The sequence below is a fragment of the Streptomyces sp. NPDC059851 genome, from assembly GCF_042732005.1.
Lineage (GTDB): Bacteria > Actinomycetota > Actinomycetes > Streptomycetales > Streptomycetaceae > Streptomyces.
Genome location: NZ_JBHWJJ010000101.1, coordinates 1 through 23,466 on the forward strand (window position 1 = coordinate 1; position 23,466 = coordinate 23,466).

The window sequence follows — 23,466 nt, forward strand, 5'->3', positions numbered from 1 at the left end:
TGGCGGGCCCCGGCCACCCCACACCTGGGGCCCCCCCCCACCCCCCCCCGCGGGTTTTGGGGCCCGGTATTCCCAAACACCCCCACCGGGGGGCCCCCCCCGGGGGGGGGGGGCGGGCGGCGCCCACGCGCCGTACTGCCCGCCCTGTGCGCCACGCAGATCACCAGCTGGGGCGTCCTCTACTACGCCTTCCCCGTCCTCAACCCCGCCATCACCGACGCCACTGGCTGGCCCGCCAGCTTCACCACGGCCGCGTTCTCCGCCGCGCTCATCGTCTCCGCGGTCGTCGGCATCTATGTCGGCCGCGTCCTGGACCGCCGAGGTCCCCGCACGGTCATGACGGCCGGCTCCGTCCTCGGCCCGCTCAGCCTCCTCGTCGTGGCCGCCGCCCCCAACCTCGCGGTCTTCACCGCCGGATGGCTGCTGGCCGGGGCGGCGATGGCCGCCACCTTCTACCCGCCCGCATTCGCCGCCCTCACCCGCTGGTGGGCCCCTGACCACATCCGCGCCCTGACCATCGTCACCCTCGCCGGGGGACTGGCCTCCACCGTCTTCGCACCCCTGACCGCCGTCCTCGCCGCCCACTACTCCTGGCGCACCACCTACGCCGTCCTCGCCGCGATCCTCGCAGCCCTGACCATCCCCACCCACGCCCTCGCCCTGCGCGCGCCCTGGCCACCAGCCTCCGACGCCAGCACTCACCGACCGGCCGCGGGGCCGGACCCGGCCGTGCGCAGCCGGGCGTTCTGGATGCTCGCCGCGACCTTCACCCTCTCCGCGTTCGCGATGTACGCCGTCGTCATCGCCCTCGTCCCCCTCTTCCTGGAACGCGGCTACACCACCACTCAGGCCGCCTGGGCCCTCGGACTCGGCGGCGCCGGCCAAACCCTCGGCCGTACCCTCTACGCCGCCCTGGCTCGCCACTCTGGCACCGTCACCCGCACTGCGGCCCTCGTCGGGGTCGGCGGACTCACCACGGCCGCCCTCGCCCTCGTCCCCGGGCCCTACCCGCTGCTCGTCGTGCTGTCGGTGCTGGCCGGGATCGTCCGCGGGAACCTGACCCTGCTCCAGGCCACCGCCGTCACCGACCGCTGGGGTACCGCCCATTACGGCCGGCTCTCCGGACTCCTCGGCGCACCCACCCACGCCGCGGCCGCCCTTGCCCCCTTCGCCGGCACGCTCATCGCCTGCCCACTCGGCGGGTACCCGGCCCTGTTCGCCGTACTGGCCGCGCTGTCGACCGTCGCCGCTACCGCAGCACTCGCAACCCACCACAAACCCAAAGCCGGATGACCTGACAGCTCCCGCCACCGGCCACGGTCGCGTGCACCACCGCGAACACTCCCTCCGGCGCCACCGCGGCCCGCACCGCACGGCCGCGCCACCGGCCACACCGTCGGTGTTGCCGGACTCCGGCACGCTCCCAAAACGCTGAGGGCCGTTCCCCTCAGCCCAGTGGGCGACGCGGATCAGACTAAGCATGGACAGCGACAGCAGTGCCGCGTGGGAGGGCGCTGCCGCCGGGACCGGAGCCCGGCGGTGCGGCGCGGGGCGGAACTGCAGGGTCGGGCCTTGGAGGACCTCGCGAATGGCCGTGAGCCGCACACCCCTGGAACGGGACGTCGGGGCTGGTCGCGAGGAGCAGCGGTGCGGGCGGCCGTGGTTGCGGAGGTGAAGGATCAGGACGCGCGCACCGGGGTGGGTGAGGGCTCCGGAGGCGGGGAGCGCTGCGGCTCCTGGAGCGGGAAGTAGTCTCCCGGCCGCGTGGAGCGCCGCCACACGTACACCGCTGTCACCATCACGAGGATCAGCCCCGCCAAGACCAGCAATTCGATCCCCTCGACTTTCCACCGGAACGATTTCTCCGCCTCGGCCGTCACGATGAGCACCTTGCGGACGCCGGCAATCAGGCCGACGACGAGGAACGGCTCCGCGTCGAGGGTCTGGTTCCTGATGGTGAGGCGGACGGTGTGAAGCAGCTCGGCCACGATGAACAGCACAAGGCCGTTGTCCAGGGCGGAGAGAACGACCGTCTCCTCGTCATATGGCCCCTGGATCGACCTGATGACGTCGTGGATGACCCCGGCGGTCAGGAGGCCGGCGAGCAGTACGAGGAGCGCCGCGACGACGAGGTGGATGCCGTCCTCGATGAGCTGCAGGAGGCCCTGTAACCGGCCGCCCTCGATCTTCGGGGTATTGGGTCGCACAGTCAGCATGCTAGGGGTGCCCCGGCCTGCGGGCGCGGCGTGCTGGGCGAACGGGTGGACGAGCGGATTCCTCTCTGTGGTGGCGGCCCGGGCGCGGCGAGGCGCGACATCATCGAGGCCCACCCGGCGGCAGGACAAGGGTTACGAGGCAGCCCGACGCGCGGACACGAACGCCAGCTACCTGCGGTTCGTTCTGGTCGCCGACCCGGCCCTGCCCACCGAGATGGCCTGGCTCGCCCCCCTACCAGAGGATCTGCGCCGCCGCATCGCCAGGGGCATCCGCTGGCAGGCGGACACCGTGACGGCGCCCCTGGTGGCGGACGAGCAGGTCGACGTGTCCGACGTGGCTCAAGTCGTCGGCACCCGTCAGGAGGACGGCGACTGGGACATCGGCGTCTTCCTCACCAACCTGCCGAGCCGGGCGGAGCGCAACCCGCTCCGCACCGAGGGCGACCCTGAGCACAGAGTCGCCCTGATCTCACTGCACGGCCTCGGCTCCCGGCGTCTGCGGTGCCGGAGCGATGCGGCAGGCGGCGGTCGGCGTCGTCAGGCAATAGGCCGCGCAGGACGAAGAGCCGGATTCCGCAGTCGTCGGCCGTCCGGCCCCGGGGAGTAGTCGAAGCGCGAACCCTACGCGGTGCCAGGGGCTGCCCGGCCACGTCCGCCTGGCAGTTGCCGCCGTGGCGCCTTCTATCCTGGCGGCGACGCTGTCCAGCGCCGCCTCATGATGAGAGAAATCCCAGTTCAGATGGGCTACTCCGCCGAATTTGCCGTGTCCGGCTCCGGCTGGTCCGCGCCGCCCGCGCCGCCCGAGGCGACCGCCGGACCGAGGGTCAGTGCCAGCTCGCCGTCCTTGACATCGGCGATGACGGTGTCGTCCGGATTGAGTGAGCCGCTGAGCAGCATGTTCGAAAGGCGGTTGTCGAGCTCCGTCTGGATGGTGCGGCGCAGCGGCCGGGCTCCGAATTCGGGCTGGTAGCCACGGTTGGCCAGCCACTCCTTGGCTGTCTCGGTGACCTCGAGGTTGATCTGCTGGGCGTGGAGCCTGCGCCGGCTGCGTTCCAGCAACAGGTCGACGATGCGCACCAGGTCCGCCCGGGTGAGGGCGTGGAAGACGATGATCTCGTCGATGCGGTTGAGGAACTCGGGCCGGAAGTGCGCCTGCAGTTCGGCCATCAGGTCATCCCTGATGTCCTCGACCGCCCCCTGGTGGTCCAGGATGCGCTTGGAGGCGATGTTGCTGGTCATGATGACCACGGCGTGCCGGAAGTCGATCGTGCGTCCCTGGGCGTCGGTGAGCCGTCCATCGTCCAGGACCTGCAGCAGCAGGTTGAAGACGTCCGGGTGGGCCTTTTCGACCTCGTCGAACAGCACGACGCTGTACGGCTTTCGGCGCACCGCCTCGGTGAGTTGCCCGGCCTCCTCGTAGCCGACGTATCCGGGAGGGGAGCCGACGAGCCGGGAGACGGTGTGCTTCTCCTGGAACTCGCTCATGTCGAAGCGGACCATCCGGTCGGAGTCTCCGAAGAGCAGTTCCGCAAGTGCCTTGGCCAGTTCTGTCTTGCCGACTCCCGTGGGTCCGAGGAAGAGGAAACTGCCGGTGGGCCGGTCGGGGTCGCCCATGCCCGCCCGGCCCCGGCGCACGGCCTGGGACACGGCGGTGACTGCCTCGTCTTGGCCGACCACCCGCTCGTGCAGGGCCTCTTCGAGCTTCGTGAGCCGCTCGCGCTCGGTCTCGGTGAGCTGGGAGACGGGAATGCCGGTGCGCGCGGAGAGCACATCGGCGATGTCCTCGGCAGTCACACTCCCGGCCTCTTCCCGCTCTCCGCCGGTGCCGGCGAGTTCCTGCTCCACCTGCCGGATCTGCTCCTTGAGCTGTGCGGCGCGTTCGTAGTCCTCGGTGCTGACGGCCTCGTCCTTCTCCCTGCGCAGCTTGGTGAGGCGGTCCTCGAGGCTCGCGGTCCCGGTCGGGGCACCGAGGCCGCGCAGTGCCACGCGTGCTCCTGCCTGGTCCATGAGGTCGATCGCCTTGTCGGGCAGGAACCGGTCGGTGATGTAGCGGTCGGACAGGGCGGCCGCGGCGTCCAGGGCCTCGTCCGTGTAACGGACCTGGTGGTGGGCCTCGTAGGAGTCGCGAAGCCCGCTCAGGATCTCGACCGTCTCCTCGACGGTGGGTTCGCGCACCATGACCGGCTGGAAGCGCCGTTCGAGAGCGGCGTCCTTCTCGATGTACTTGCGGTACTCGTCGATGGTGGTGGCGCCGACGACACTGAGGTCGCCCCGGGCGAGTGCGGGCTTGAGAATGTTGCCGGCGTCCATGGCACCCTCGCCGCCTCCGCCCGCGCCCACGACCGTGTGCAGTTCGTCGATGAACACGATGATGCCGCTCTCGGCCTCCGTGACCTCGTCGATCACCTTCTTCAGCCGCTCTTCGAACTCACCCCGGTACTTGGACCCAGCGACCAGGCCGGCCAGGTCAAGACTCACGACGCGGCGGTCCCGCAGGGACTTCGGGACCTCTTCGGCGACGATCCGCTGCGCCAGTCCTTCGACGATCGCGGTCTTGCCGACACCTGGATCCCCGATGAGGACCGGATTGTTCTTGGTGCGCCGGGAAAGGACCTCCACAGTCTGCTCGATCTCCTCCGCCCGGCCGATCACCGGGTCGAGACGCCCGCTCCGAGCCTCCTCGGTGAGGTCTCGGCCGTACTCGTCCAAGGTCGGGGTGTCGCTGTGCTCGCCCGACGCCGCCTTCCGGCCGGCTCCGCCGCCCCTCAGGGCGCCCGGGGAAATCCCCTCGGATCCCAGCGTCCGTGCGAGACCGATGCGGGGATCCTCCAGCAACGCGGCGAGGATGTGCTCCGGACCGATGTACGAGGCACCGGTCGCCTGGGAGTGGGCGTGGGCGGCAAGCAGAGCGCGCTTCACCGCTGGCGTGAGCCCGGGGTCGCCGGTTCCGGTGCCGGTGGGAAGGTTCTCCTGCAGGTCCGCAGCCAGCTGGTCCGGATCCGCGCCTGCCTGCTCCAGTAGCTGCCGGGAGGCCGGCACCTGCGTGGCGGCCCACAGCAGGTGCACGGTGTCGAGATCGGACCCGTCCTCGGCCGCCCGGCCGCCGGCCGCCGCCAGCAGCTCGTGCGATGAATCACTGAGCAGTCGCCCGATGGGCACGCGCTGCACGGCTGGCGGCGAGGCTGCCGGACTCATGCCGAAGAAGCGGTTGAAGAGATCGGAGAACGGGTCTCCGGACCCGAAGGGCGAAGTTGTCACAAGGACCATCCCGTCCGGCGGGCGGCACAGCGGCTGTGCGCAGCCTGCCGTAGTCGAATTGCCGGTACACGGCCATTCTTCGCCGGGTCGTTCCGTCGTGCGAACGCAGCAGGTGAGTGACGGGCGTCCTGGGCAGAGCCGCAGATGCCACAAGCGATCGGGCACGAGGAAGCGTGGCAGGCGGTGACGCTCAGCGCTAGGCGATCAAGACGATCGACAGCATCGGTGTCGAGGCCGCCGTGGCTCGCATCCGCGCCCGGGGGAGCCCGCGCCGGATTCCTCCCCGGAGTCACGAGGTCGTCCCACTGATCCTGCCGTCCTCGTGGGCGGATGCGCTGCCGGCCCGTGACTCGGCCGAATCACGGGCCGGCAGCAACCACGACCGCTGCGGGGCGCGCTCGTACGGGGGCAAGGAGTCACCGAACCCGGCGGTCTTCCAGAGGGGCAGCCCTCAGTTGCTCGTCGCATCGCGCTCGGTTCCTGGCTCGCTGGCCGGGACATCCGGCTGCTGCGCCCGGCCCGCAGAAGCGAGCCGGAGCAGCTCGGAGCGTCCCTGTTCAAGCCGTTGCCGCAGGTCATCGAGTCGGTCAACGAGACCTTCAAGGGCCAACTCGATCTCGAACAGTACTGAGGCCGCACACCCGGCGGTGTCGTCGTCCGCGTCATGCAACGCATCCTCGCAATGATCGCCGCGATCTGCGTCGTCATCACCTTCACTCCCACCAGCTGAACCGTGGCGTTCGGACACCACTCCGCAAGCCCTTCCAGCTGTCATGAAGTTTGCACAAGACGAGCAGCAAGGCGGTCCAGGCCGTGGCGGCCCGGACTGGCTGCGTAGGTAGAAACTACTCACCTACACAGCCACCGGACCGCCACCCGGCCCGCGGTGAGGCCCGGTGCTGCCGGGACTGGTGAACATTCCGGTCTGGCCCGGGTGCCCAGAGGTCTCTCAAAAGGGTGTCGAAATGCTGTCCGTTTCCCGTGGGCAGAGCCACCAGCCGGCTATCCGAGCGGGGCGGGGGCCCAACAGACCGGCCAGCGAGTCGGCGCCGTCAGGAGGCGGGCCCTGCCCCGAGACGGCGCCGGGCCGACGGTGCGCTCTCCGCTCGTGGGGCAGGCAGCCGGGGAACATCGGCAGCCCGTGCGGCAGGGGTAGACCATAGGCGGTCCGCACCGCCTGATCTTCGAGCGGATCGACACGCTGCTCGCACCCGGCGGCACGCTCGGCGGGCTCCAGGTCGGTGGTGCGGAGGAAGTCGGCGACCTTGCCGGGCATGTCGAGGGTGACCGGCAGCTCCGGGGCGGGGGCGTCCTCCGTGGTGGTGGTGTGGTCGGACAGGAGGTCGGCGATGACGGTGCGGATGGCACGCGGCTGACGCCGTGGTCGCGGGCGAGGGCGGCGATGGAGCAGCCCTCCAGGTGCCCGGTGCGCGCGTCGGCGGTCTTGTCGGCCGGGACAGCGGGCGGCGGCCGCCCTTGCTGCCCTCGACCTCGGCGGCCCGCAGCCCGTCGTAGGTCAGATCGCGCTGGAGGTCGCGCTGGAGGTCGGCTGCGGCGGCGAGGGCCTGCACCATGAACTTCACGGTGGACAGCAGCTCGCCGGTGCGCGGGTGACGGGCGGTGAGGTCCATCGCGGAGAACGCGCCGTCGTGGATGCGCAGTGCGACCTGGTCGCGGTGGAGGACATCGAGCACGTCGAGGATGTGCCCGGTGCCGCGCACGAGGCGGAACATTTCGGAGATGTGCACAGTGTCGCCCGGCCGGGCGTAGTCGAGGAACGCGCGGAACTTCGGGCGCTGGAGGGGGTGGAGACGGCTGGAGGTGCCGCCATCCTCCTCGAAGACGACCGGGCCCTTGAGGGTCGAGACCCGCTTGTAGACCAGGTTCGCCACCGAGGGGCCCCTTCCGTACGAAGGATTGGACCCTAGCTGTCGTCAAACCCTGTCAGCAATCATCATCGGATCTGATTGGATTCGGGCCGCCGCGAACCCCGGGATTGCACGGGTTCATTGGACGCGTCGGTCGCCTGTCGTCAAACGAATGGCACCCTCAAGTGATCAACGCACCACCCTCGGATGATCACGTGATCGTGGAGGCACAGGTGCGTGACTACGGGTTTTCGCCGGCTCGGCAGGATGAGATCTGGAGACGCTGGCGCGAGGGGCAGTCGTTCAGCTTGATCGGACGGGCGCTCGGGGCGCCGATGCAGAGTGCCCGTCGGTTCCTGCACCAGAGCGGCGGCGTCCGCCTCGCCGCGCAGACGCGGTCAGAGCGGCATCTGAGCGGCAGAGAGCGCGAGGAGATATCCCGTGGCCTCGCCGCCGGGGAATCGGCCCGGCAGCTGGCCAAGCGGCTGGGCCGATCTCCTTCGACCATCTCGCGCGAGATCGCCCGCAACGGCGGCCGGAATCGCTACCGAGCCGCGTCGGCCGATGCGGCCGCCTACGAGCGCGGGCGCCGCCCCCAAGCAGGCCAAACTCGCCCAGCGACCTGCTCTACGAGGTCTGGTGGAAGCCAAGCTGGCTCTGTGCTGGTCACCCGAGCAGATCGCAGGATGGCTGCGTCGGCCCGGGCGACTCCGCCAAGCCCCGGACTCCGCCGACCCCGCTCGTGTCGCCAGTGCGGCTCGGCCGCTTCGACGAAGATGCAATTCATCCAGTTTGGACCGTTGCGGTACGCAGGGAGGCCGACCTCGTACAGCCAGCCGTCGCGCACCTGGCGCTTGGACCCGAGGTGTTCGACGACGGCCTGGTCCCCGGGCAGCAGCACCGGGATGGGGACCGGGCACCGGCTCGGGGGCGGAGGAAGACTTCATGTCTCCACCGTAGGCGCCGACTGTACTTTGCTTGATAGCCGGCCGCAGGGGGCGGGGGCGTGCAGGTGGTGGCGCAACCGTGGCGGAGAATCTGGCCACTTCGTTGGTCGAAGGGTGGCTGCCACCGGGAGCGGCCGTCGGGGGCCTTCTCGCCTTGCTGCTCGTTTCAGGGGCAGCCTGACCGGAACGACTGTGTCGCGGTCGCTGTCTCGAGGTAGGGACGACGACCGCGACACGGTGGTGGTTCAGCCGGCGTCGAGCTGGCTGGGGTCGAAGGTTTCGTCGTCCAGTAGGCCGGCGGCGGCGCCGTCGAGCATCGTCTGCATGTTGGTGGAGCGGGGCAGCATGATCCTCTCGTAGGCGCGGATGGCCGAAGCGATCGTGTCGTGGCCCGCGACGGCGAGGGCGAGTTCGCTGGCGTCGAGCATCGCGAGATTGACTCCGACGCCGAGCGGGGGCATGAGGTGGGCGGCGTCGCCGAGCAGGGTGACGGTGGGGTCGGACTCCCAGGTATGGGGGACAGGCAGGGCGTAGAGGGGGCGGTCGATGTAGGGGTCCTCGTTGTCGGTGATCAGTTGGCGCAGGCTGGGGGCCCAGCCGCGGAAGCGGTCCAGGAGCAGGGTGCGGATGCCGTCGGTGTCCTGGCTGTTCAGGCCGACCTGGGCCAGCCAGTCGGCGGGGACGGACTGGATGACGTAGACGCGGATGTGGCCGCCGCTGTTGCGCTGGGCGAACAGGCAGCGCTCGCCGTCGGCTGCCATGGCGCTGCCGTGGCCGACGAGTTCGGCGATCTCGGGGTGCTGGTTGTCGACGTCGTGGAACCAGGCTTCGAGGTAGTTGATGCCGATGTACTTGGGGGTGGCCGGGGAGAGGACGGGGCGGACCTTGGACCAGGCGCCGTCGGCGCCGATGACGAGGTCGGCCTCGATGACGGTGCCGTCGGCGAAGTGGAGCCGGCGGGGGCCGTCGGCGGGTCCTCCGACGCTCTGCAGGGCGTGGCCCCAGCGGACGGTGCCCGGTTCTAGCGAGTTCAGCAGTAGGTCGCGCAGCTGGCCGCGGTCGATCTCGGGGGAGGAGAACTGGTCCTCGGTGGGGCGCTGGTGGAAGCGGATCGTGGCGTCGGCCGTGTGGAACTGCCGCATCTCCTGGCCTTCGGGGCGGGCGAGGCGGGTGAACTCCTCCATCAGCCCGGCTTCCTTCAGGGCGATCTGGCCGTTGCCCTCGTGCAGGTCGAGGGTGCCGCCCTGGTTGCGGTCGTCGGGGCCGGAAGCGAAGTCGTAGACGACCGCCTGGATGCCGTGCCGCTGGAGGATGCGCGCGCAGGTCAGACCGCCGGGGCCGGCGCCGATGATGGCGATGCGGGGCGTGGGCGTGGTGGACATGGTGGTGCTCCGATCTTGTGGTCCGGCAGGGGCCGGGGCGCTTGTTGGCAGGGGGTAGGGAGCAGGCGCTCGTGGCAGTGGTCTCGTCCGGGTCGGCGGCGGGCGCAGGCCCGGCGGCCTTGAGCGGCACTTCGATGACGGAGAGCGAGGCGAGGGCGGCGAGGGCGCAGGTGAGGGCGGCGGTGAGGAAGATGTGGCTGGTGCCGGTGGCCACGGCCTGGAAGCAGGCGTCGCCGCTGCCGGGGGCCCCGGAGGGCGCGGGTGAACATGGAGCCGAAGACGGCGAGGCCGAGGGATCCGCCCAGGGTGGGCAAGAGGTTGATGGAGCTGCCGGCGGTGCCCATGTCGCGCAGTGAGACGCTGTTCTGGGCGATGGTGCCCGTCATCTGCATGGCGAAGCCGAGACCTATGCCGACGAGCACCATGTAGAGGCTGGTGGTGAGGCGTGAGGTGCCGGGGTTCATGGTCGCCAGCAGGGCCAGGCCGGCGGTGAGGCAGTTTGCGCCGAGCACGGGGAAGACCTTGTAGCGGCCGGTGGCCGAGGTGCCCTGCACGGTCTGTTGGAACGGCGGCAGGTCAGGCCCGCCCCGAACGTGACCATGCCGGCGGCGAGGATGACGGCCATCGCGAGCGGGAAGTTGCGGTGGCCTGTGAACACGGTCATGGGCGGCAGCGGTTCCGTGGCCCGCTTCTCCACGACGACGAACAGCACGAGAGCGGCGATGGCCGCGGCGCCGAGGGCGAGAATCTGCCAAGAGCCCAGGCGTAGGTGGTGCCCGCCCAACTCACGGCCAGCACCAGCGCGCTGATGGCGATCGTGAACAGGGCGAGCCCGGCCAGCCGAACACCACCTTGAGGCGTGGCGTGGGTACGTGCAGCATCAGCGCGAGCCACACCAGGGTGACCAGGCCGATCGGCAGTTTGATGTAGAAGGCCCAGCGCCAGTCCAGGCGGCCGGTGACGAACCCGCCGAACAGTGCCGCCGACGGTCCCGATCGCCATGACGGCCGCGCTCATCGCCTGGTACCTGCCGCGCTCGCGCGGCGGGACGAGGGCGCCGATCAGGGCGAAGGCGCCCGCGCCGATGCCGCCGGCGCCGATGGCCTGCACGACCCGGAAGGCGATGAGCTGGGTCATCGACTGCGAGGCGCCGCAGAGGGCGGAGCCGGCGACGAAGACGGCGATCGAGGCGAGGTGGTGGATTTGCGGCCGGCGGGGTCGCCGAGTTTTCCCCTGACCGCGGTGGTCACGGCGGTGACCAGGGTGTAGGCAGTGACGTCTCCTGGCCGCCCAGTTCGCGCACGACCATCGGCATGGCGGTGCTGACCACCATGTTGTCGAGCATGGACAGGAGCATCGTGAGCATGACGCCGAGCATCACCCAGCGCACGTTCTTCGGCGGCGCCGGCGGCCCGGCTGTAGGCGTCGGGGCGGTTGCGGACATGGCTGATCACTGCTTTCCGACAGGGAAGGGGGAAGGGTGGGCGGCCTCCGGCGGCCGCGAACCCAGAAAAGCACACCGAACCAATAAGTGCAACGAATCAACCTTTTGAATCGGACCACAAGTGGCGTAGATTGCCTATATGCACGCTGAGAGTGAGACCGCCCCCGCGCCGGTGGGGCGCCGCGAGCGCAAGAAGGCGGCCACCCGCCAGTCGATCGCCGACGCCGCCCTGCGCCTGTTCCTGGAACGCGGCTACGACGACGTCAGCATCCGCGAGATCGCGGACGCCGCCGACGTGTCCACCACCACGCTCTTCAAGCACTTCACCGGCAAGGAAGCCCTCGTCTTCGACCGACAGGACGAGATGAAGACCCGCCTCCTCGACGCCGTACGCGAACGCCCCGATGGCCAGTCCGTCCCGGTCGCCCTTCGCGAGCACGCCCTGCAGTACCGCCTGCACGGCCCTCACGACGAGCCCGGTGTCGCGGCGTTCGTCGCGCTGGTCAACAACACCCCCGCCCTGCTCCAATACCAGCAGGCCGCCTGGATGGACTACACGGCCGACCTGGCGGTGGTCATCGCCGAGGAAAGCGGCCTCACCACAGACGACCCCGCCTGCACCGCCCTGGCCCACTTCGCCCTCGAAGCACCCCACGCCGTCCGCGGACACACCGACAGCGCCGAAGCCATCCGCCACGCCTTCGACCTGCTCGACAGGGGCTGGCAGAGCATCGCCCCGAAGGTGTAACGCCGCCCATAGGTGTGGTGCCGCGCTCCGTGAACTCCCGGCTGAGAAGTCATCTCATTTGGCGAGTCTGCGGTAGCAGATGGGGGTGCAGGCGATGCTGGTGAAGGCGAGGAAGTGTTCGGCTTTACGTTCGTAGCGTCGGGTGGAGTCGGCGACAGCCGGCGAGCCAGGCCATGGTGCGTTCGATGGTCCAGCGATGGCGGCCCAGCCGCTGCGAGGACTCGATGCCTCTGCGGGCGATGCGGTGTGTGATGCCGTGTTCGCGTAACCATTTCCGCAGGTGGGCGTAGTCGTAGCCCTTGTCCGCGTGGAGCTTGGCGGGCTTGCGCCGTTGGCGCCCGCGGCGGGAGCGGATGGGCGGTATCCCGCGGACGAGGGGTTCGTGGGCCTTGCTGTGTGGGGCCTTGCTGCCCGCGAAAAATGCGATGGTGCTGCCGTGCCCGCCGTCGGCACGAACCCGGCCTCCGGCAGTATGCGACGCGGTCCCGGGCCGGTGGCTTCACGGACCACGTCCGGCCCGGCCGGTGGCACGAACAACCAGGGCCCTGCGCGCCTGGACGGCCTTCAATCGACGTCATCCGCGGTTGAATTTGTACCGACGAGGAGCCCTCGTTGGTTGGGACGGCTGGACGGCCATCCCCGATCCGGGCGTTGAGCATCACGAAGTCGTGGATGATCCCCTGGCAGCGGACGGCCGTGACGGGTACTCCGGCGGCGCGGAGCTTGTTGGCGTAGGCCTCGCCCTCGTTGCGAAGGACGTCCGCCTCGGCGGTGATACCAGGGCCGGGGGCAGGCCAGCCGGCTGCTCGGTGCCGGCGCGCAGTGGGGAGGCGGTGACCTGTGCCCGCTCGGTCTCGTCGGTCGTGTACTGGTCCCAGAACCACTCACGTCCTACACCGCACGCACCCTCGAGTACGAGAGGTGCCTGTGGCACCTAGTGCCGGTGGCGTTCGTGTTCGTGGACACCACCGAGGCGAAGGTCGCCAACACGGTCGCCGTGCTGGAGGAGGCCGGCCGCCGCTACTGGGCGCCGCACTGGTACGACACCTACCACCGGGGGATCACCGCCCTCGACTACGGCCAGGCGGTGCCCGTCCTCGTCACCACCCTGGAGCAGCTCCAGGAGCACGGCGCCGACGCGGCGGTGTGGCGGCGGCTGGGACGGACGGGCGAGCAGACGCTGACGGCCGCGCTCGACAACCCCGACGGCACGCCCTCTACCGCGCCCAGGCCGCCCGCGCCAACGCCCAGGCGGAACGACGCCGTGCCGCCGAGAGGGAGGCGCAGCGGCCCGTGTGCCAGGGGTGCGGGCAGAAGTTCACCGACGAGCGCTGGGCGGAGACCCCCGCGCGCGGCGGCGCTTGGACGGCTGGGGACCTGACGGTGTGCGGGACCTGCCACGCAGAAGAGATCGCCTGCGCGGAAGCCGCCCGTCTCCGGGCCGCCGTGCTGCCGTCCTCGGAGGAGGACCAGGAGCCGGGCAGGCACGGCCGCGGCTTCTTCCGCCGTCGCCGCTGACTGCGGCGCACGCTGAGCAAGCCCAAGGGGCGCCTGGGCAAGCCGCCCCGAACACCGGCTTGCCCGCCCCGGCCGGGGGTCGCCGGCAGTGCGGTGTTGGTCACGGGTCGCCCGAGGCGTTCCGGCGAGGCCGCGGCTGACCGATGACGGGGTGACCGATGACCGGTCACCGCCTCGGCGGGAGTTGCAAGAGCCGGTCACGGCGCTGACGTGCCGTTTGACCGATCGCGGAAGATGGATCGGTCACGCCCCGCCCGCCGATCGGTCACGGGTTCCGCTGGGCAAGCCCTCGACACGGAGGGCTTGCCCAGCGTCCGGGCCGCAGGGCGGGACGGGTCCCGAAGTCGTGGGGGCACCGTGTCCGGGACGCGGCGTGTCGGCGTACGCCTGAACATGCTCAACCCCGTACAGGTGAACGTGCTCAGTTGATGATGCGCTGACCACGGGTTCTCGCCAGTCCGCAATGGACGGTCGACGGCGTTAGGCGGCCGGGCACTCTCGTGCCACCTTGATGACGACCTTGCCCGAGGCGTGACCGTTCTCGACGGCGGCGAGGGCGGCCGGGGCTTCGGAGAGCGGATGGACCGCGGTGATTACGGGTGCGAGGACTCCGTCGAGGGCCAGCCGGGCCGACCGCTCCAGGTTCTCGCGGTCGACGCGACGCTCGACGAGACGCCCACCGAGATCGGGCACAAACGTATCACCCACCGCAATGACGTTGCGGGGATCCCGGGCCAGCGGAGCGACCGTCCGCAGCGAGGTGCCTCCGACCAGGTCGACGATCCCGTCGAAGCCGCCCGGAACCAGCTCGCGTGCCGCGGCGGCGACGTCCTCGGCGGTGTAGTCGATGAACCGCGCACCGATGCCCTCGGCGTGCTCGCGTTTGGCAGTGCTCCCGGTGCCGATCACGCGCAGCTCGCGCCCGATGGCCAGCTGGGCGACGGCGAGGCCGACCCCGCCCCCGACCCCGTTGACCAGGATCGTGGCACCGGCCGGGAGTCCGAGCTGGTCGAGCACGTCCACCGCGGTCGTCCCGGCCACTGGCAGCGTTGCCGCCACGGTTGCGGACAGACCCGCCGGGATGCGCGCGGTGTTCGGCGCGGACAGCACCGTCGTCTCGGCGTAGGTGCCGCCACCGGTCAGTGCGAAGCCGAAGACCGCGTCGCCCACCTCGAGCCCGTTGACGTCCTCGCCCCGGGCAAGAACGGTTCCGGCCGCCTCCATGCCGAGCACGCGGGGAAACGGCCGCCCGCCGTCGAGCCCGTCGACCAGACCTGAGCGCAGAAGGTGGTCGAGGGGATTCACGCCGGCGGCGTCGACCCGGATCAGCACCTCGTCGCGACCGGGTACGGGATCGGGACGATCGAAGAGCTCCTGCACCTCGGGCCCGCCATACCTGTCGAAACCCCATGCCTGCCCCATCTTCCGCCGCCTCTCGTATGACCAACCCGGTGATTCCGGGCGCTGTCGCCATCCTCACCTCTGACATTGATGTCAGGGGCAACCGACTGAGATGCAGATCACAGCATCAAGTCGACTGCGCCGCCGGTTCCGGGGCCGTGGACAGCTCCGCCCGATGCTGGCTGTTGGCCCTGATCAGCACGTCGAGTGCATCCCGGGTCTCGATCAGGTGCGCGATGTCGGCGTCGATCCGGTCGCGCTCGCGCATCATCGCCGTGAACGTCTCCTCGGCGACGCCCAGGTCACCCGGGATGTCCACACACGGCAGCACAGTCGCGATCACCCGGCTGGACATACCCGCGTCGAACAGCTGTCGGATGAGCGACACGCGCTGGACTGCAGCATCGGAATAGTGACGCTGCCCCGCGTCGGAGCGTGAGCTGGTCAGCAGTCCCTGCTCTTCGTAGTACCGCAGTGAGCGCGGACTCACGCCCGTGCGCTTGGCCAGCTCGCCTATCCGCATCCTTGAGAGCCTACGCCCGCGGCCTCCGGGCTCAAACCGCCGATGAGTCATGGACGCTCGCGGACACCCCCACCGCCGCAAGGTTGCCGTCCCGGCCGCGGGCCCGGACCGGCCCAGGGATCGACCTCGTGGTGGTTCGCCATCTCGCCGAAGTCCGCCACCGCCGTCGACCCCGACAGGGCCTCGGTCGTGAGCCACTTGGCGCGGTCTGCCCAAGACGATCCGGTCGACGCGATGATGCGCTCACCTTCGGACACGAACAGGGATACGGGCCAGGTCAGCTCGTAGTTGCTCAGATCCAGACTCACCGCGTCATAATCACTCATTTGCCTACCCGCCGGGACGGCATCGGTGAACACGCCCTGCCCCGCCTTCAAACGGCCGTAAAAAAGACGATCCGTGCACGCGTGTGAGCGCGGCGCTGGCGGTGTCAGAGGCCGCTGTCACCATCCGGGCATGGCCCAGATCAGCCCCAGGCTCGCCCGCACGTTCTTCGCGGAGATCTCCGCTGATCCGCCGTCCCACTCGATCTGGACGACCTCGTGAGCATGGCGTGGTTGCGCCAGCACGGCCACGTCGTCCTCGGTGACATCGCGGTCCGCTGCTACAAGTACAGGTCGAAGTGGACCTACGACGAACGCGACATCCGCCGTGCTGCCCAGGTGTTCGCCGACTTTCGCCTGTACCCCGACGACGTCGTCGAGGTCCAGTTGCCGCCCTACCGCGAAAACGGAGACCGCGACCCGGAGGAATGGGATCGGGCCAATTGGCGGGGCGGATCGCTTCCTGGATGTACTGGCACGCCCGGCAGAAGCACCGGCTGGAGCGCCCATCGGAAGAGTGGGACGACAGCTGGCAGCGCCTCGGCGCCGGCGGGATGCCGGGCGAACTGACCTGGAGAGAGTTCATCGCAGGGTCGAGCGGGGAGCGGCGGAGCATCGGGAACACGAGGCCGCTGGAGCTGATGACCCGCTCGGACAGCGGCCTCTTCCTGCCGAGGTCCTACGCCGACCTGCTCGACCGCTGGGAGCAGGTGACAGAGGATCTCGTCGGCCGGGCCCGGATCTGCAGCCGCTGCCGCGCCCAGGGCCCCCGGTGGGGCGCCTCGCGCACACCGAGCCCGCTCGGCTACGTCACCCTGTGCCCGCCATGCTCGGGCGCCACCTTCCAGCGGTACACCGGTCACCTCCACGGCGTGCTATACGCGTCGGCCCGCACGCGCAACACCCGTGCCGACGGCTACCTCTGCCGCATGTGCGCGAAAACGCGCGCGTCGGTCTGGGACCACTGCCACGCACGGCTACGTGCGCGGCCCGCTGTGCGCCAGCTGCAACACCTTCGAAGGGAAGAGCGCGGGGCACTCCCTTCTGCACGACAAGGAGGGCTCCGCGCTGCACCTGCTGGAGTGCCGCGGCTGCGTGGAGCAGCGCACCCTGCCCGGCCGCTACCACGCCGCCCTCGCCCGCATGCACCTGGAGGCGACCGAGCGCCACGTCATCCGTTCCCGCCGCTGCAGGCGTGAGCCGTGGGTCGAGGATGTCGAACTCGACCGGGGGCGTACCGTTTCGGCCTGTCCTGCTGGTGGCACGAGGCGCAGTGGTCGAAGACCGTCACGGTGGTGGAGGCCGCGATGCTGGTGCGCGAGTTCGTCGACCAGGTGCTCGCGGCCGCGCAGGCGGGCGCCGTGGTGCCGGCCCCGCGCGCGGCATCGGACACGCCGTCCCCTGCGTGACGAGGGATGCGGAGCGAGCCCGGACCATCGGTCCTGGGACTGAGCGCTTGGGTTGGCGAGTCTCGCCAGATGAAGCGCTCAGTCGCGTCAGGTCGTGTCGGCGACTTGCTGTTCGTAGGCCGCCGCCAGCTGTGTCGGCACCATGGCGTGCCGACACTGGTACACCGCGCCTTCTTGCCGAAGAACTCCGCGACGATGGGACTCGTCCAGGAAGGCCATCACGCGCCAGGGCAGCTTGCCGGTGCCGCAAAGCCACAGGCGTGCAGTGAGGAACCAGCCCCAGGCGCTGAGGGCGATCGCGAGAAATCCAACCAGGGGCCAGATGAGCGATGAGACCCAGCCACTCTGGGCACTTCCCAGTGCTGACAAAGCCAGAAATAGATAAACGGTGGCAAGGCTGCCGAAGAGGAACACGATGAGGCGCTCGCCCGCCGCTCCTACCGGCAGAACGACGACGAGGTCAGCCGGTGGCTTCAGAGGAGTATCCGGCCATCGGGGCCCAGGTGAGCGGGGAGAGAGCCGAGCTGGTCTGGGCTGATCAGTGCGGTCTGCGGTCGGACGCCGCCCCGTCGGGACGCTGGTGGGCCCTGTGGGGCAGACCCCGCTGGTGCGGTGAACGGCCGCCGGTTCAGGGTCAACGTCATGTCAGCCGTCGCCTCCCGCGGGGCGCTGTGGTTCACCGCGATGGGGTGTGCGCGCCAGGCGACTCCACGCGCGCGGCGAGCATCCGCACGGTCAGCCCGGCCTTCTCACGGAGCCGGGTCAGCTCGGCGGCGAACTCCTCCCGGGCCGCCGGACCACCCGGTGGCCCAGGCTCGGCACCCGGCTCCGGTGCGGACGAGGGGTAGGGGGAACGGTCCATCGAACCTCCACGCAACGGTGTCGGTGGGACTGCGATGCGGGCAGCATCCTGCCCACGCCGACGGCACCCCGGGCCGGGTACGCCGCGAACCGGTCTCTTTTCCGTACGGCGTCCTGGAACCGAATGACTACGGACCCTGCCGCGGCGCCGGGGTCCCACGCGGCGATCGCCGCGTGGGTGCCCTCGGTCAGCCCCAGTCAAGAGTCGACGTCCGACGCCCATGATGCCGCTGGCCTCGGCAGCGGACCAACAGCGCCCTTCTCGGTCCGGGCCCGTCCGCGGCGGGAGCGGGTCCCGCTACCACCGGGTGCCGATCGTGAAACCGATGCCGGGCATGTCACTCTCCAAGGAGTCGAGTCCTCGGACGCAGTCGTTGATCACCCGCTCGATCCGGCGTTTCTCAGCAATCGTCAGGGCCTCGCGCCAGTTGGCCCGGGCCTGGTCGCGGTCGCCGAAGTGAAGGTGGGTGCGGGCCAGGGCCTCCAGGGTGTCGGCCATCCGGGAGTCGTTGTCGAGCTGTCGGGACAGCACGAGGGACTCTTCAAGGCAGGAGAAGGCCTCGTCGCGGCGGTCGAGAGCGCGCAGCGAGTCGCCGAGGTTGACGAGGGCGATGGACTCGTAGAAGGACTGGCCCTCGCGGCGGAAGCCCTCCAGGCACTGGCGGAAGACTGGTTCGGCGCCCGCCGCGTCACCTGAGCCCAGGAGCAGGGAGCCGAGGACGTGAAGGTCGGCCGGCGGAGGGCCGCTTTCCGAGCGCAGTGCGATCGAGCGCCGTACTGCTGTCAGACCCTCTCGCACCCGGCCGGCCTGGGCACAGGCCGCGCCGTAGTTCGACAGGGATCTGGCCTGTTGTTCGGTGTCACCGATCTGCTCGTACAGGGCGGCGGCCGCTGCGAGATGGGTGAGGCTGACCTCATTGCGGTAGGCGGATCCGTGAGCCACGCCGAGAAAGTTCTCCATCTTGGCCTGGCCCCGGAGGTCACCGACGCGCTCGGCGGCGGCGAGGGCGTCGTTGGCCGGCTGTTCCCACTCCTGGGTGGCCCACCAGTTGGCGACGGTCCAGCCGAAGAGGGTGTCGACGAGACCCCAGCTCAGCTCGGGCCGGATACTGACCGACGCGGTGCGCACGGCGTGGTGGATGGCGGGCATCTCGGCGGTGATCCAGGCCAGTGCCTGGTCCCCGTTGGTGAACTCGGGCAGCGGAGCACCGGGATCCGTTGCGGCGTCGACGCTCGCTCTGGCGCGGGTGGCCACGTCGGCCTGCCGAGTCGCCGCCCTGTACCACGTCACCATCCGCAGCAGGCCGGCCTCGCGCTCCTCGCGGCTTTCCTCGTGCTCTGCCCGCTCCGCGGCGAACTCACCGAGCAGGTCGTGGAAGCGGAAGGTGCCAGGCGTGGGGTTCTGCAGAAGGTGGGCACCGACGAGGATGTCGAGCAGGTCGAAGGTCCGTTCCACCGGGTGGTCCAGGAGGGCGGAGGCCGCCTCGGCGGAGAAGGGGTGAGCAGCCCACAGCCCCAGGCGGCGGAATGCCACGGCCGCCTCACGCTCCGCCGGCCGGGGACTGCCGCTCAGGGCCTGGTAACTCATCAGGAAGACCTCCCTGACGTCCAGATGGTCGAGGGCGAGTGCGGTGAGCCGGTGTCCGGTCCGGTACAGGCGGTCGGCGGCGGCGGGGACCGTTCTTCCGCCGTGGGCCAGACGGGCTCCGACGATCCGGAGGGCGAGCGGCAGTCCGGCGCAGGCCGTGAGGATCTGCTCGGTGGCGATCTGCTCGGCGGCGAGCCGGTCGGGGCCGCAGATGGCGGCGAGCAGTCGGCGCTGCTCGTCCGCCGCGAGGGGCTGGAGCGTGATGCGGGTGGCCGCGGCCAGACCGGTGAGCGCGTGCCGGCTGGTCACGACCGCTGCGCCGGGGCCGCTGCCGAGGAGGAGCGGGGCGACCTGTACGGCGTCGCGGGCATTGTCCAGGACGATCAGGACGCGGCGCTCGGCGAGGGTGGCCCGGTACAAGGCCGCCCGGTCGTCGGTGTCCTCGGGCAGCGAAGAGGCGGGGACACCGAGGTCGGTGAGGAAGCGGGCGAGCAGGTCGTGGGCGGTTCGGGGGGTGCCTGATCCGAAGCCCCGCAGGTCGGCGTAGAGCTGGCCGTCGGGGAACGCCGTGCGCATGCCGTGGGCCGCGTGCAGGGCGAGGGTGGTCTTGCCGATGCCGCCCATGCCCGAGATGACAGCGACCGGGGGCGGGGCGTCGGCCGCGCCCGTCAGCAGGCACGCGCGCAGGGCGGCGAGTTCCGCGGTTCTGCCGGTGAAGTCCGCGATGTCACGGGGGATCTGGAAGGGCGTCCGGCGGAGAGGATCGCGGAGAGGATCGGGATCGGGGTCCGCGCCCGTCCTGCCGGGGGTGGTGGTGTCCGGCTGGAGTGGGCTTGTCGGCTGCGAACCCAGTGGGTCCGGGCCGGTCGAGCCAGCCCTGGGGGCAGCCGGGTCGAGCAGCTCGCTGAAGACCTGCTGGGTGGTTGGGGCGGGGTCGATGCCGAGTTCGTCGGCCAGGGTGCGGCGCAGGCTGTGGTACGCGGCGATGGCGTCGGCGGTGCGTTCGGCCTGGTGCAGGGCGGTGATCAGCTGGCGGTGGAACGGCTCGCGCAACGGATGGGAGGCAGCGTAACGGGCGATGTCGGCGGTGACCGCTCGGTGACGACCGGTCTGGAGTTGGGCGTCGAACCACAGCTCGACCGCCTGCAGATGCTGTTCGATGAGGTGGGCGATCTCCGGGGTGCCGTGAAGCGAGGGAAATTCAGGCACTGGCCGGCCACGCCACAGGGCGAGTGCAGCGGCACTCTCCTCACCGAGGGTCTGCCAGTCGCACGCTCGCCGGGCGTCATGGGCCCGCTTGAGACAGGTACCGAAGACCTCCGCGTCCAGTTCACCCGGGTGGACCCGCAGGGCGTACGCGCCCCGGGCCCCTAGCAGCCGGTCCCGCTCCGGCCCGAGTGCCGACCGCAGCCGTGCGAAGTGATTGTGCAGCGAGGCGAGGGCGGTACGGGGCGGGTGGTCGCCCCAGACGGCAGCCATGAGGCGATCCACCGAAACCGGCACGCTGCAATCCAGCAGCAAGGTGGCCAGCAGTACGCCGGCCTTGGGCCCGGGTATCGGCCGGACCTCACCGTCCAGATGGAGCGTCAGTTCACCGAGCAGCCCGAACCTCACCAGCACCGACAACCCCTTGGAGCTCCCCCGAGTACCGGTTCGCACCCGCTACTCAACACCACTGTTATGGCCATGTTATGTCGCTGAGGGGGAGGGTAGTTGCGGCATCGGTGGCTCGGTGAGGTGGGGTGTTGCGGGTCGTGTGAGAACGGCTTTTGCGGTGCTGGTTGGGGTTGGGCTGGGGTTGCTGCAGGTTGGTTGAGAATCATGTTGGTGTTGTAGATGGCGTCTGGGTCTAAAGAACCGAGGCGCCATTTCGTGCTTTTCCCGGTGATTGCCCAGGTCAGCGGGGTGATCGGCGGGTTGGTGTGTGGGTTTTGGGCTGGTGGGTTTCGGCGGGGTGGTCGAGGCGGATGGCGTCGAGCGTGGTCTTGGTGATGCGTTCGGTTCCGTCATGGATGGGGTGATGGCGGCTTGGCGGATGAGTCGGGTGAGGCTTCCGATGCGGCCGGCGGTGCGCCTGTGGAGGTAGGTGGTGTGCCGGGGGAGGGTGCCGGGTTTGTGGTGGTGGAGGTCGAGGGCGTTTTCGAGGTCGGTGATGACGTCGGTGAACGGGTGCTTGTTGCCGAGGCGTGAGGGGAGGGGACCGCATTCGATGAGGGTGGCGCGTCCTGCGAGCTGTGCCACGCGTACGCCGGAGAAGAGGAGCGTGGTGGTGACGTCGATGCCGGCGTAGACGGAGGTCGCTGCGATGCGTTCGGTGAGGTCTTTGATCAGGTCGGCGGTTTCGGCTCCGGTGGTGGTGCGGGGGTTGACGCGGTGGATCTCGTCGATCAGGACGAGCCGGACACCAACATGGTTGTAGGTGTGGCAGACGCTTTCGGTGATCGGGGTCTGGGTCATGCGGCTGCTGATGGGGATGCCGAGGTAGCGGGCGAACTCCGCGGCGAGCATCTTCGCGGTCGCTCCGGGCGGGACCAGGACATAGGCGACGGAGACCTGGACGTCCGACGACCTGCGTGGTGGGTGCGCGGTGCGGGTGTGGGCGAGGTGACAGGTGCGCCCGACGTGGAGGAGGGCTGTGGTCTTCCCGGCTGCGGCGGGTCCGGTGACGATCAGGGAGGGCCGGGCGGTGGTCTGCTGGTGGCGGCCGAGGACCATGAGGGTGCGGATGCTGGTGGCGGGGGTGCGGACGGTGACGAACGCGGAGTGGTAGGCCAGACGCTCCTCAACGCTACGTGGCGGGTCGTCGGGTGCCGGCGGCACCGGGGGTGGGGCATGGACGAACTGCTGCCACCCCTGCCAGGTCCCAATCGGCCAGGTCTGCTGTACGAGCTCGTCGTCGCGGTCCGGCAGCGGCCGGGCCACAGCCTTACCGCTGGTGCTGGCCCGGGTGGCGGTGGCGGTGGCGGTGGGGGTGTTGTTCACCATGTGAGTGCTTCCGCGTGTGCGTCGTCGAGCCCGAGCCCGGTGTAGGGGCGGGCGGGGGAGCCCAACTCGTCTTCGGGCTCGTCCTCGAATGGTTCGTCGGGAGCATCGCCCAGGTCGTCGAGGCTGTCCGCGTCGGCTGTGGCGTTCGTCTGGCTGACGGCGGTCTCCGCGTGGCTGCGCCCAGGCAGGGTCGGGGTGGATGCCAGGGCGGGTACGGGCCTGGTGCTGCGGCTCAGGAGTCGGTGTTCGGCGCGTGTGGCGTCTCCGTCGCGTGCTCGGCGCATGAGTTGGTCGAGGACGTCGGCGAGGTCGGCTTCGTGCTGGTCCGGATCGGGGTGGCGGATGGCCTGGGCGCGGACGTGTTGCCAGGTGCGTTCGTTGAAGGGGTGCTGGGTGTGGCCGCGGTGGATCCAGGGGATCTCGCCAGGCTGCCGTCGGGGAGGCGTAGCCATATCTGGCGGGCGTCGTGGGGGTTGTGGTGGACCTCCCACCTCCCGCCGCGCGTGGTGACGGGGGAGGGCTGGCTGCGGTAGGGGGCGAGGAGGTCGTGGTCGTAGGTGCGGTGATTCGGCGGATGCGCGTTCGGTGACGGCGCTCCAGCGCACCGGCAGCAGCTCCAGGTAGTCGTTCCCGGTGAGAGGTACAGGGACTTAGACGGCGACGGCGATGAGGGCGGCCCCCATCTGGTTCGGCGTGAGCGCGGCTTTCGGCAGCACGGGGTGGCGCAGGCCTTCGTGGCGGCGGTGATGCCAGTGGACGAGCCACTCGTCGAGGAGGTCCTGGAGCTGGAGGACGGTGAAGCAGGCTTCGTGGTGGGTGTCGGGATCGCGCTGGGTGACGTCGGGGCCGGTGTATCCGGGCAGGTGCTGGCAGAACAGGGCGTTGATGGAGCCGAAGGTCCGCTCGGCGATGCCCTTCGCGGTCGGCGCGTGCGGCGGGGAGGACTGGACGCTGATCCCGAGGGTCTCGCACGCGGCGGTGAAGGCCTTCGACAG

Annotated in this window: 21 protein-coding genes and 3 pseudogenes; 7 read left to right on the top strand and 17 right to left on the bottom strand. The window is 70.2% G+C overall.

Annotated elements, in window-relative coordinates; translation table 11 throughout:
- The first annotated feature begins 135 nt into the window (after nucleotides 1–135).
- Nucleotides 136–1,293: an MFS transporter gene (locus tag ACFV7Q_RS27750; protein ID WP_385432380.1), complete on the top strand. Its 1,158-nt coding sequence runs from the start codon at nucleotides 136–138 to the stop codon at nucleotides 1,291–1,293.
- 386 nt (nucleotides 1,294–1,679) lie between these two features.
- On the opposite strand, the gene ACFV7Q_RS27755 is transcribed toward ACFV7Q_RS27750, so the two are convergent.
- The gene (locus tag ACFV7Q_RS27755) at nucleotides 1,680–2,216 is read right to left on the bottom strand and encodes a phosphate-starvation-inducible PsiE family protein (protein ID WP_385432340.1); all 537 of its coding nucleotides are present in this window, start codon (nucleotides 2,214–2,216) and stop codon (nucleotides 1,680–1,682) included.
- Between the two features lie 7 nt (nucleotides 2,217–2,223).
- Between ACFV7Q_RS27755 and ACFV7Q_RS27760 the strand changes: the two genes are divergently transcribed.
- Nucleotides 2,224–2,823: a hypothetical protein gene (locus ACFV7Q_RS27760; RefSeq protein WP_385432342.1), complete on the top strand. Its 600-nt coding sequence runs from the start codon at nucleotides 2,224–2,226 to the stop codon at nucleotides 2,821–2,823.
- Nucleotides 2,824–2,960: 137 nt separating this feature from the next.
- On the opposite strand, the gene ACFV7Q_RS27765 is transcribed toward ACFV7Q_RS27760, so the two are convergent.
- The 3 genes from ACFV7Q_RS27765 to ACFV7Q_RS27775 form a co-directional block, all read right to left on the bottom strand.
- Nucleotides 2,961–5,483: an ATP-dependent Clp protease ATP-binding subunit gene (locus tag ACFV7Q_RS27765; RefSeq protein ID WP_385432344.1), complete on the bottom strand. Its 2,523-nt coding sequence runs from the start codon at nucleotides 5,481–5,483 to the stop codon at nucleotides 2,961–2,963.
- Nucleotides 5,484–5,925: 442 nt separating this feature from the next.
- Nucleotides 5,926–6,222: a hypothetical protein gene (locus tag ACFV7Q_RS27770; RefSeq protein ID WP_385432346.1), complete on the bottom strand. Its 297-nt coding sequence runs from the start codon at nucleotides 6,220–6,222 to the stop codon at nucleotides 5,926–5,928.
- A gap of 304 nt (nucleotides 6,223–6,526) precedes the next feature.
- Nucleotides 6,527–7,366 (bottom strand): recombinase family protein, encoded by an 840-nt coding sequence (locus ACFV7Q_RS27775; RefSeq protein WP_385432348.1) that lies wholly within the window; start codon nucleotides 7,364–7,366, stop codon nucleotides 6,527–6,529.
- A 311-nt stretch (nucleotides 7,367–7,677) separates the two neighbouring features.
- Here ACFV7Q_RS27775 and ACFV7Q_RS27780 point away from each other — a divergent pair, with 311 nt between their 5' ends.
- The gene (locus ACFV7Q_RS27780; protein ID WP_385432382.1) at nucleotides 7,678–8,649 is read left to right on the top strand and encodes a helix-turn-helix domain-containing protein; all 972 of its coding nucleotides are present in this window, start codon (nucleotides 7,678–7,680) and stop codon (nucleotides 8,647–8,649) included.
- Here the strand turns inward: ACFV7Q_RS27780 and ACFV7Q_RS27785 are convergent.
- The 3 genes from ACFV7Q_RS27785 to ACFV7Q_RS27795 all read right to left on the bottom strand — a co-directional run bounded on the left by ACFV7Q_RS27785 (nucleotide 8,535) and on the right by ACFV7Q_RS27795 (nucleotide 11,115).
- Nucleotides 8,535–9,671, bottom strand: coding sequence for an FAD-dependent oxidoreductase (locus tag ACFV7Q_RS27785; protein ID WP_385432349.1), 1,137 nt, complete (start codon nucleotides 9,669–9,671; stop codon nucleotides 8,535–8,537). The two genes, ACFV7Q_RS27780 and ACFV7Q_RS27785, sit on opposite strands and share 115 nt — an antisense overlap.
- A 660-nt stretch (nucleotides 9,672–10,331) precedes the next feature.
- Nucleotides 10,332–10,808, bottom strand: a complete 477-nt coding sequence (locus ACFV7Q_RS27790; protein ID WP_385432351.1) for a hypothetical protein — start codon at nucleotides 10,806–10,808, stop codon at nucleotides 10,332–10,334.
- Between the two features lie 109 nt (nucleotides 10,809–10,917).
- Entirely contained in the window at nucleotides 10,918–11,115 is a 198-nt protein-coding gene (locus ACFV7Q_RS27795) for a hypothetical protein (protein WP_385432353.1), read from the bottom strand.
- 139 nt (nucleotides 11,116–11,254) lie between these two features.
- Here ACFV7Q_RS27795 and ACFV7Q_RS27800 point away from each other — a divergent pair, with 139 nt between their 5' ends.
- Nucleotides 11,255–11,863, top strand: a complete 609-nt coding sequence (locus tag ACFV7Q_RS27800) for a TetR/AcrR family transcriptional regulator (RefSeq protein ID WP_385432354.1) — start codon at nucleotides 11,255–11,257, stop codon at nucleotides 11,861–11,863.
- Between the two features lie 54 nt (nucleotides 11,864–11,917).
- On the opposite strand, the pseudogene ACFV7Q_RS27805 reads toward ACFV7Q_RS27800, so the two are convergent.
- A pseudogene (locus tag ACFV7Q_RS27805) lies at nucleotides 11,918–12,257 on the bottom strand (transposase); the annotation flags it as partial.
- 253 nt (nucleotides 12,258–12,510) lie between these two features.
- Nucleotides 12,511–12,755, bottom strand: a pseudogene (locus tag ACFV7Q_RS27810) (alpha/beta hydrolase fold domain-containing protein); the annotation flags it as partial.
- A 51-nt stretch (nucleotides 12,756–12,806) separates the two neighbouring features.
- Between ACFV7Q_RS27810 and ACFV7Q_RS27815 the strand changes: the two are divergent.
- Nucleotides 12,807–13,244 (top strand): hypothetical protein, encoded by a 438-nt coding sequence (locus ACFV7Q_RS27815; RefSeq protein WP_385432356.1) that lies wholly within the window; start codon nucleotides 12,807–12,809, stop codon nucleotides 13,242–13,244.
- 617 nt (nucleotides 13,245–13,861) lie between these two features.
- Here the strand turns inward: ACFV7Q_RS27815 and ACFV7Q_RS27820 are convergent.
- The 3 genes from ACFV7Q_RS27820 to ACFV7Q_RS27830 all read right to left on the bottom strand — a co-directional run bounded on the left by ACFV7Q_RS27820 (nucleotide 13,862) and on the right by ACFV7Q_RS27830 (nucleotide 15,664).
- Nucleotides 13,862–14,803, bottom strand: coding sequence for an NADP-dependent oxidoreductase (locus tag ACFV7Q_RS27820; RefSeq protein ID WP_385432357.1), 942 nt, complete (start codon nucleotides 14,801–14,803; stop codon nucleotides 13,862–13,864).
- Between the two features lie 106 nt (nucleotides 14,804–14,909).
- Nucleotides 14,910–15,305: a MerR family transcriptional regulator gene (locus ACFV7Q_RS27825; RefSeq protein ID WP_385432359.1), complete on the bottom strand. Its 396-nt coding sequence runs from the start codon at nucleotides 15,303–15,305 to the stop codon at nucleotides 14,910–14,912.
- A 47-nt stretch (nucleotides 15,306–15,352) separates the two neighbouring features.
- Nucleotides 15,353–15,664: a hypothetical protein gene (locus tag ACFV7Q_RS27830; protein ID WP_385432360.1), complete on the bottom strand. Its 312-nt coding sequence runs from the start codon at nucleotides 15,662–15,664 to the stop codon at nucleotides 15,353–15,355.
- Nucleotides 15,665–15,847: 183 nt separating this feature from the next.
- Between ACFV7Q_RS27830 and ACFV7Q_RS27835 the strand changes: the two genes are divergently transcribed.
- Both ACFV7Q_RS27835 and ACFV7Q_RS27840 read left to right on the top strand, forming a co-directional pair.
- Entirely contained in the window at nucleotides 15,848–16,198 is a 351-nt protein-coding gene (locus ACFV7Q_RS27835) for a hypothetical protein (RefSeq protein ID WP_385432362.1), read from the top strand.
- Nucleotides 16,199–16,830: 632 nt separating this feature from the next.
- Nucleotides 16,831–17,037 (top strand): hypothetical protein, encoded by a 207-nt coding sequence (locus ACFV7Q_RS27840; RefSeq protein WP_385432363.1) that lies wholly within the window; start codon nucleotides 16,831–16,833, stop codon nucleotides 17,035–17,037.
- Nucleotides 17,038–17,124: 87 nt separating this feature from the next.
- On the opposite strand, the gene ACFV7Q_RS27845 is transcribed toward ACFV7Q_RS27840, so the two are convergent.
- The 5 genes and pseudogenes from ACFV7Q_RS27845 to ACFV7Q_RS27865 form a co-directional block, all read right to left on the bottom strand.
- The gene (locus tag ACFV7Q_RS27845) at nucleotides 17,125–17,451 is read right to left on the bottom strand and encodes a hypothetical protein (RefSeq protein WP_385432365.1); all 327 of its coding nucleotides are present in this window, start codon (nucleotides 17,449–17,451) and stop codon (nucleotides 17,125–17,127) included.
- Between the two features lie 262 nt (nucleotides 17,452–17,713).
- Nucleotides 17,714–17,899 carry a hypothetical protein gene (locus tag ACFV7Q_RS27850; protein ID WP_385432367.1) on the bottom strand — a complete coding sequence of 62 codons (186 nt, stop codon included), beginning with the start codon at nucleotides 17,897–17,899 and terminating at the stop codon, nucleotides 17,714–17,716.
- A 297-nt stretch (nucleotides 17,900–18,196) separates the two neighbouring features.
- Nucleotides 18,197–21,106 carry a BTAD domain-containing putative transcriptional regulator gene (locus tag ACFV7Q_RS27855; protein ID WP_385432368.1) on the bottom strand — a complete coding sequence of 970 codons (2,910 nt, stop codon included), beginning with the start codon at nucleotides 21,104–21,106 and terminating at the stop codon, nucleotides 18,197–18,199.
- Between the two features lie 277 nt (nucleotides 21,107–21,383).
- Nucleotides 21,384–22,354: pseudogene (locus tag ACFV7Q_RS27860) on the bottom strand (TniB family NTP-binding protein).
- Between the two features lie 110 nt (nucleotides 22,355–22,464).
- Nucleotides 22,465–22,923: a hypothetical protein gene (locus tag ACFV7Q_RS27865; protein WP_385432370.1), complete on the bottom strand. Its 459-nt coding sequence runs from the start codon at nucleotides 22,921–22,923 to the stop codon at nucleotides 22,465–22,467.
- Between the last annotated feature and the right edge of the window lie 543 nt (nucleotides 22,924–23,466).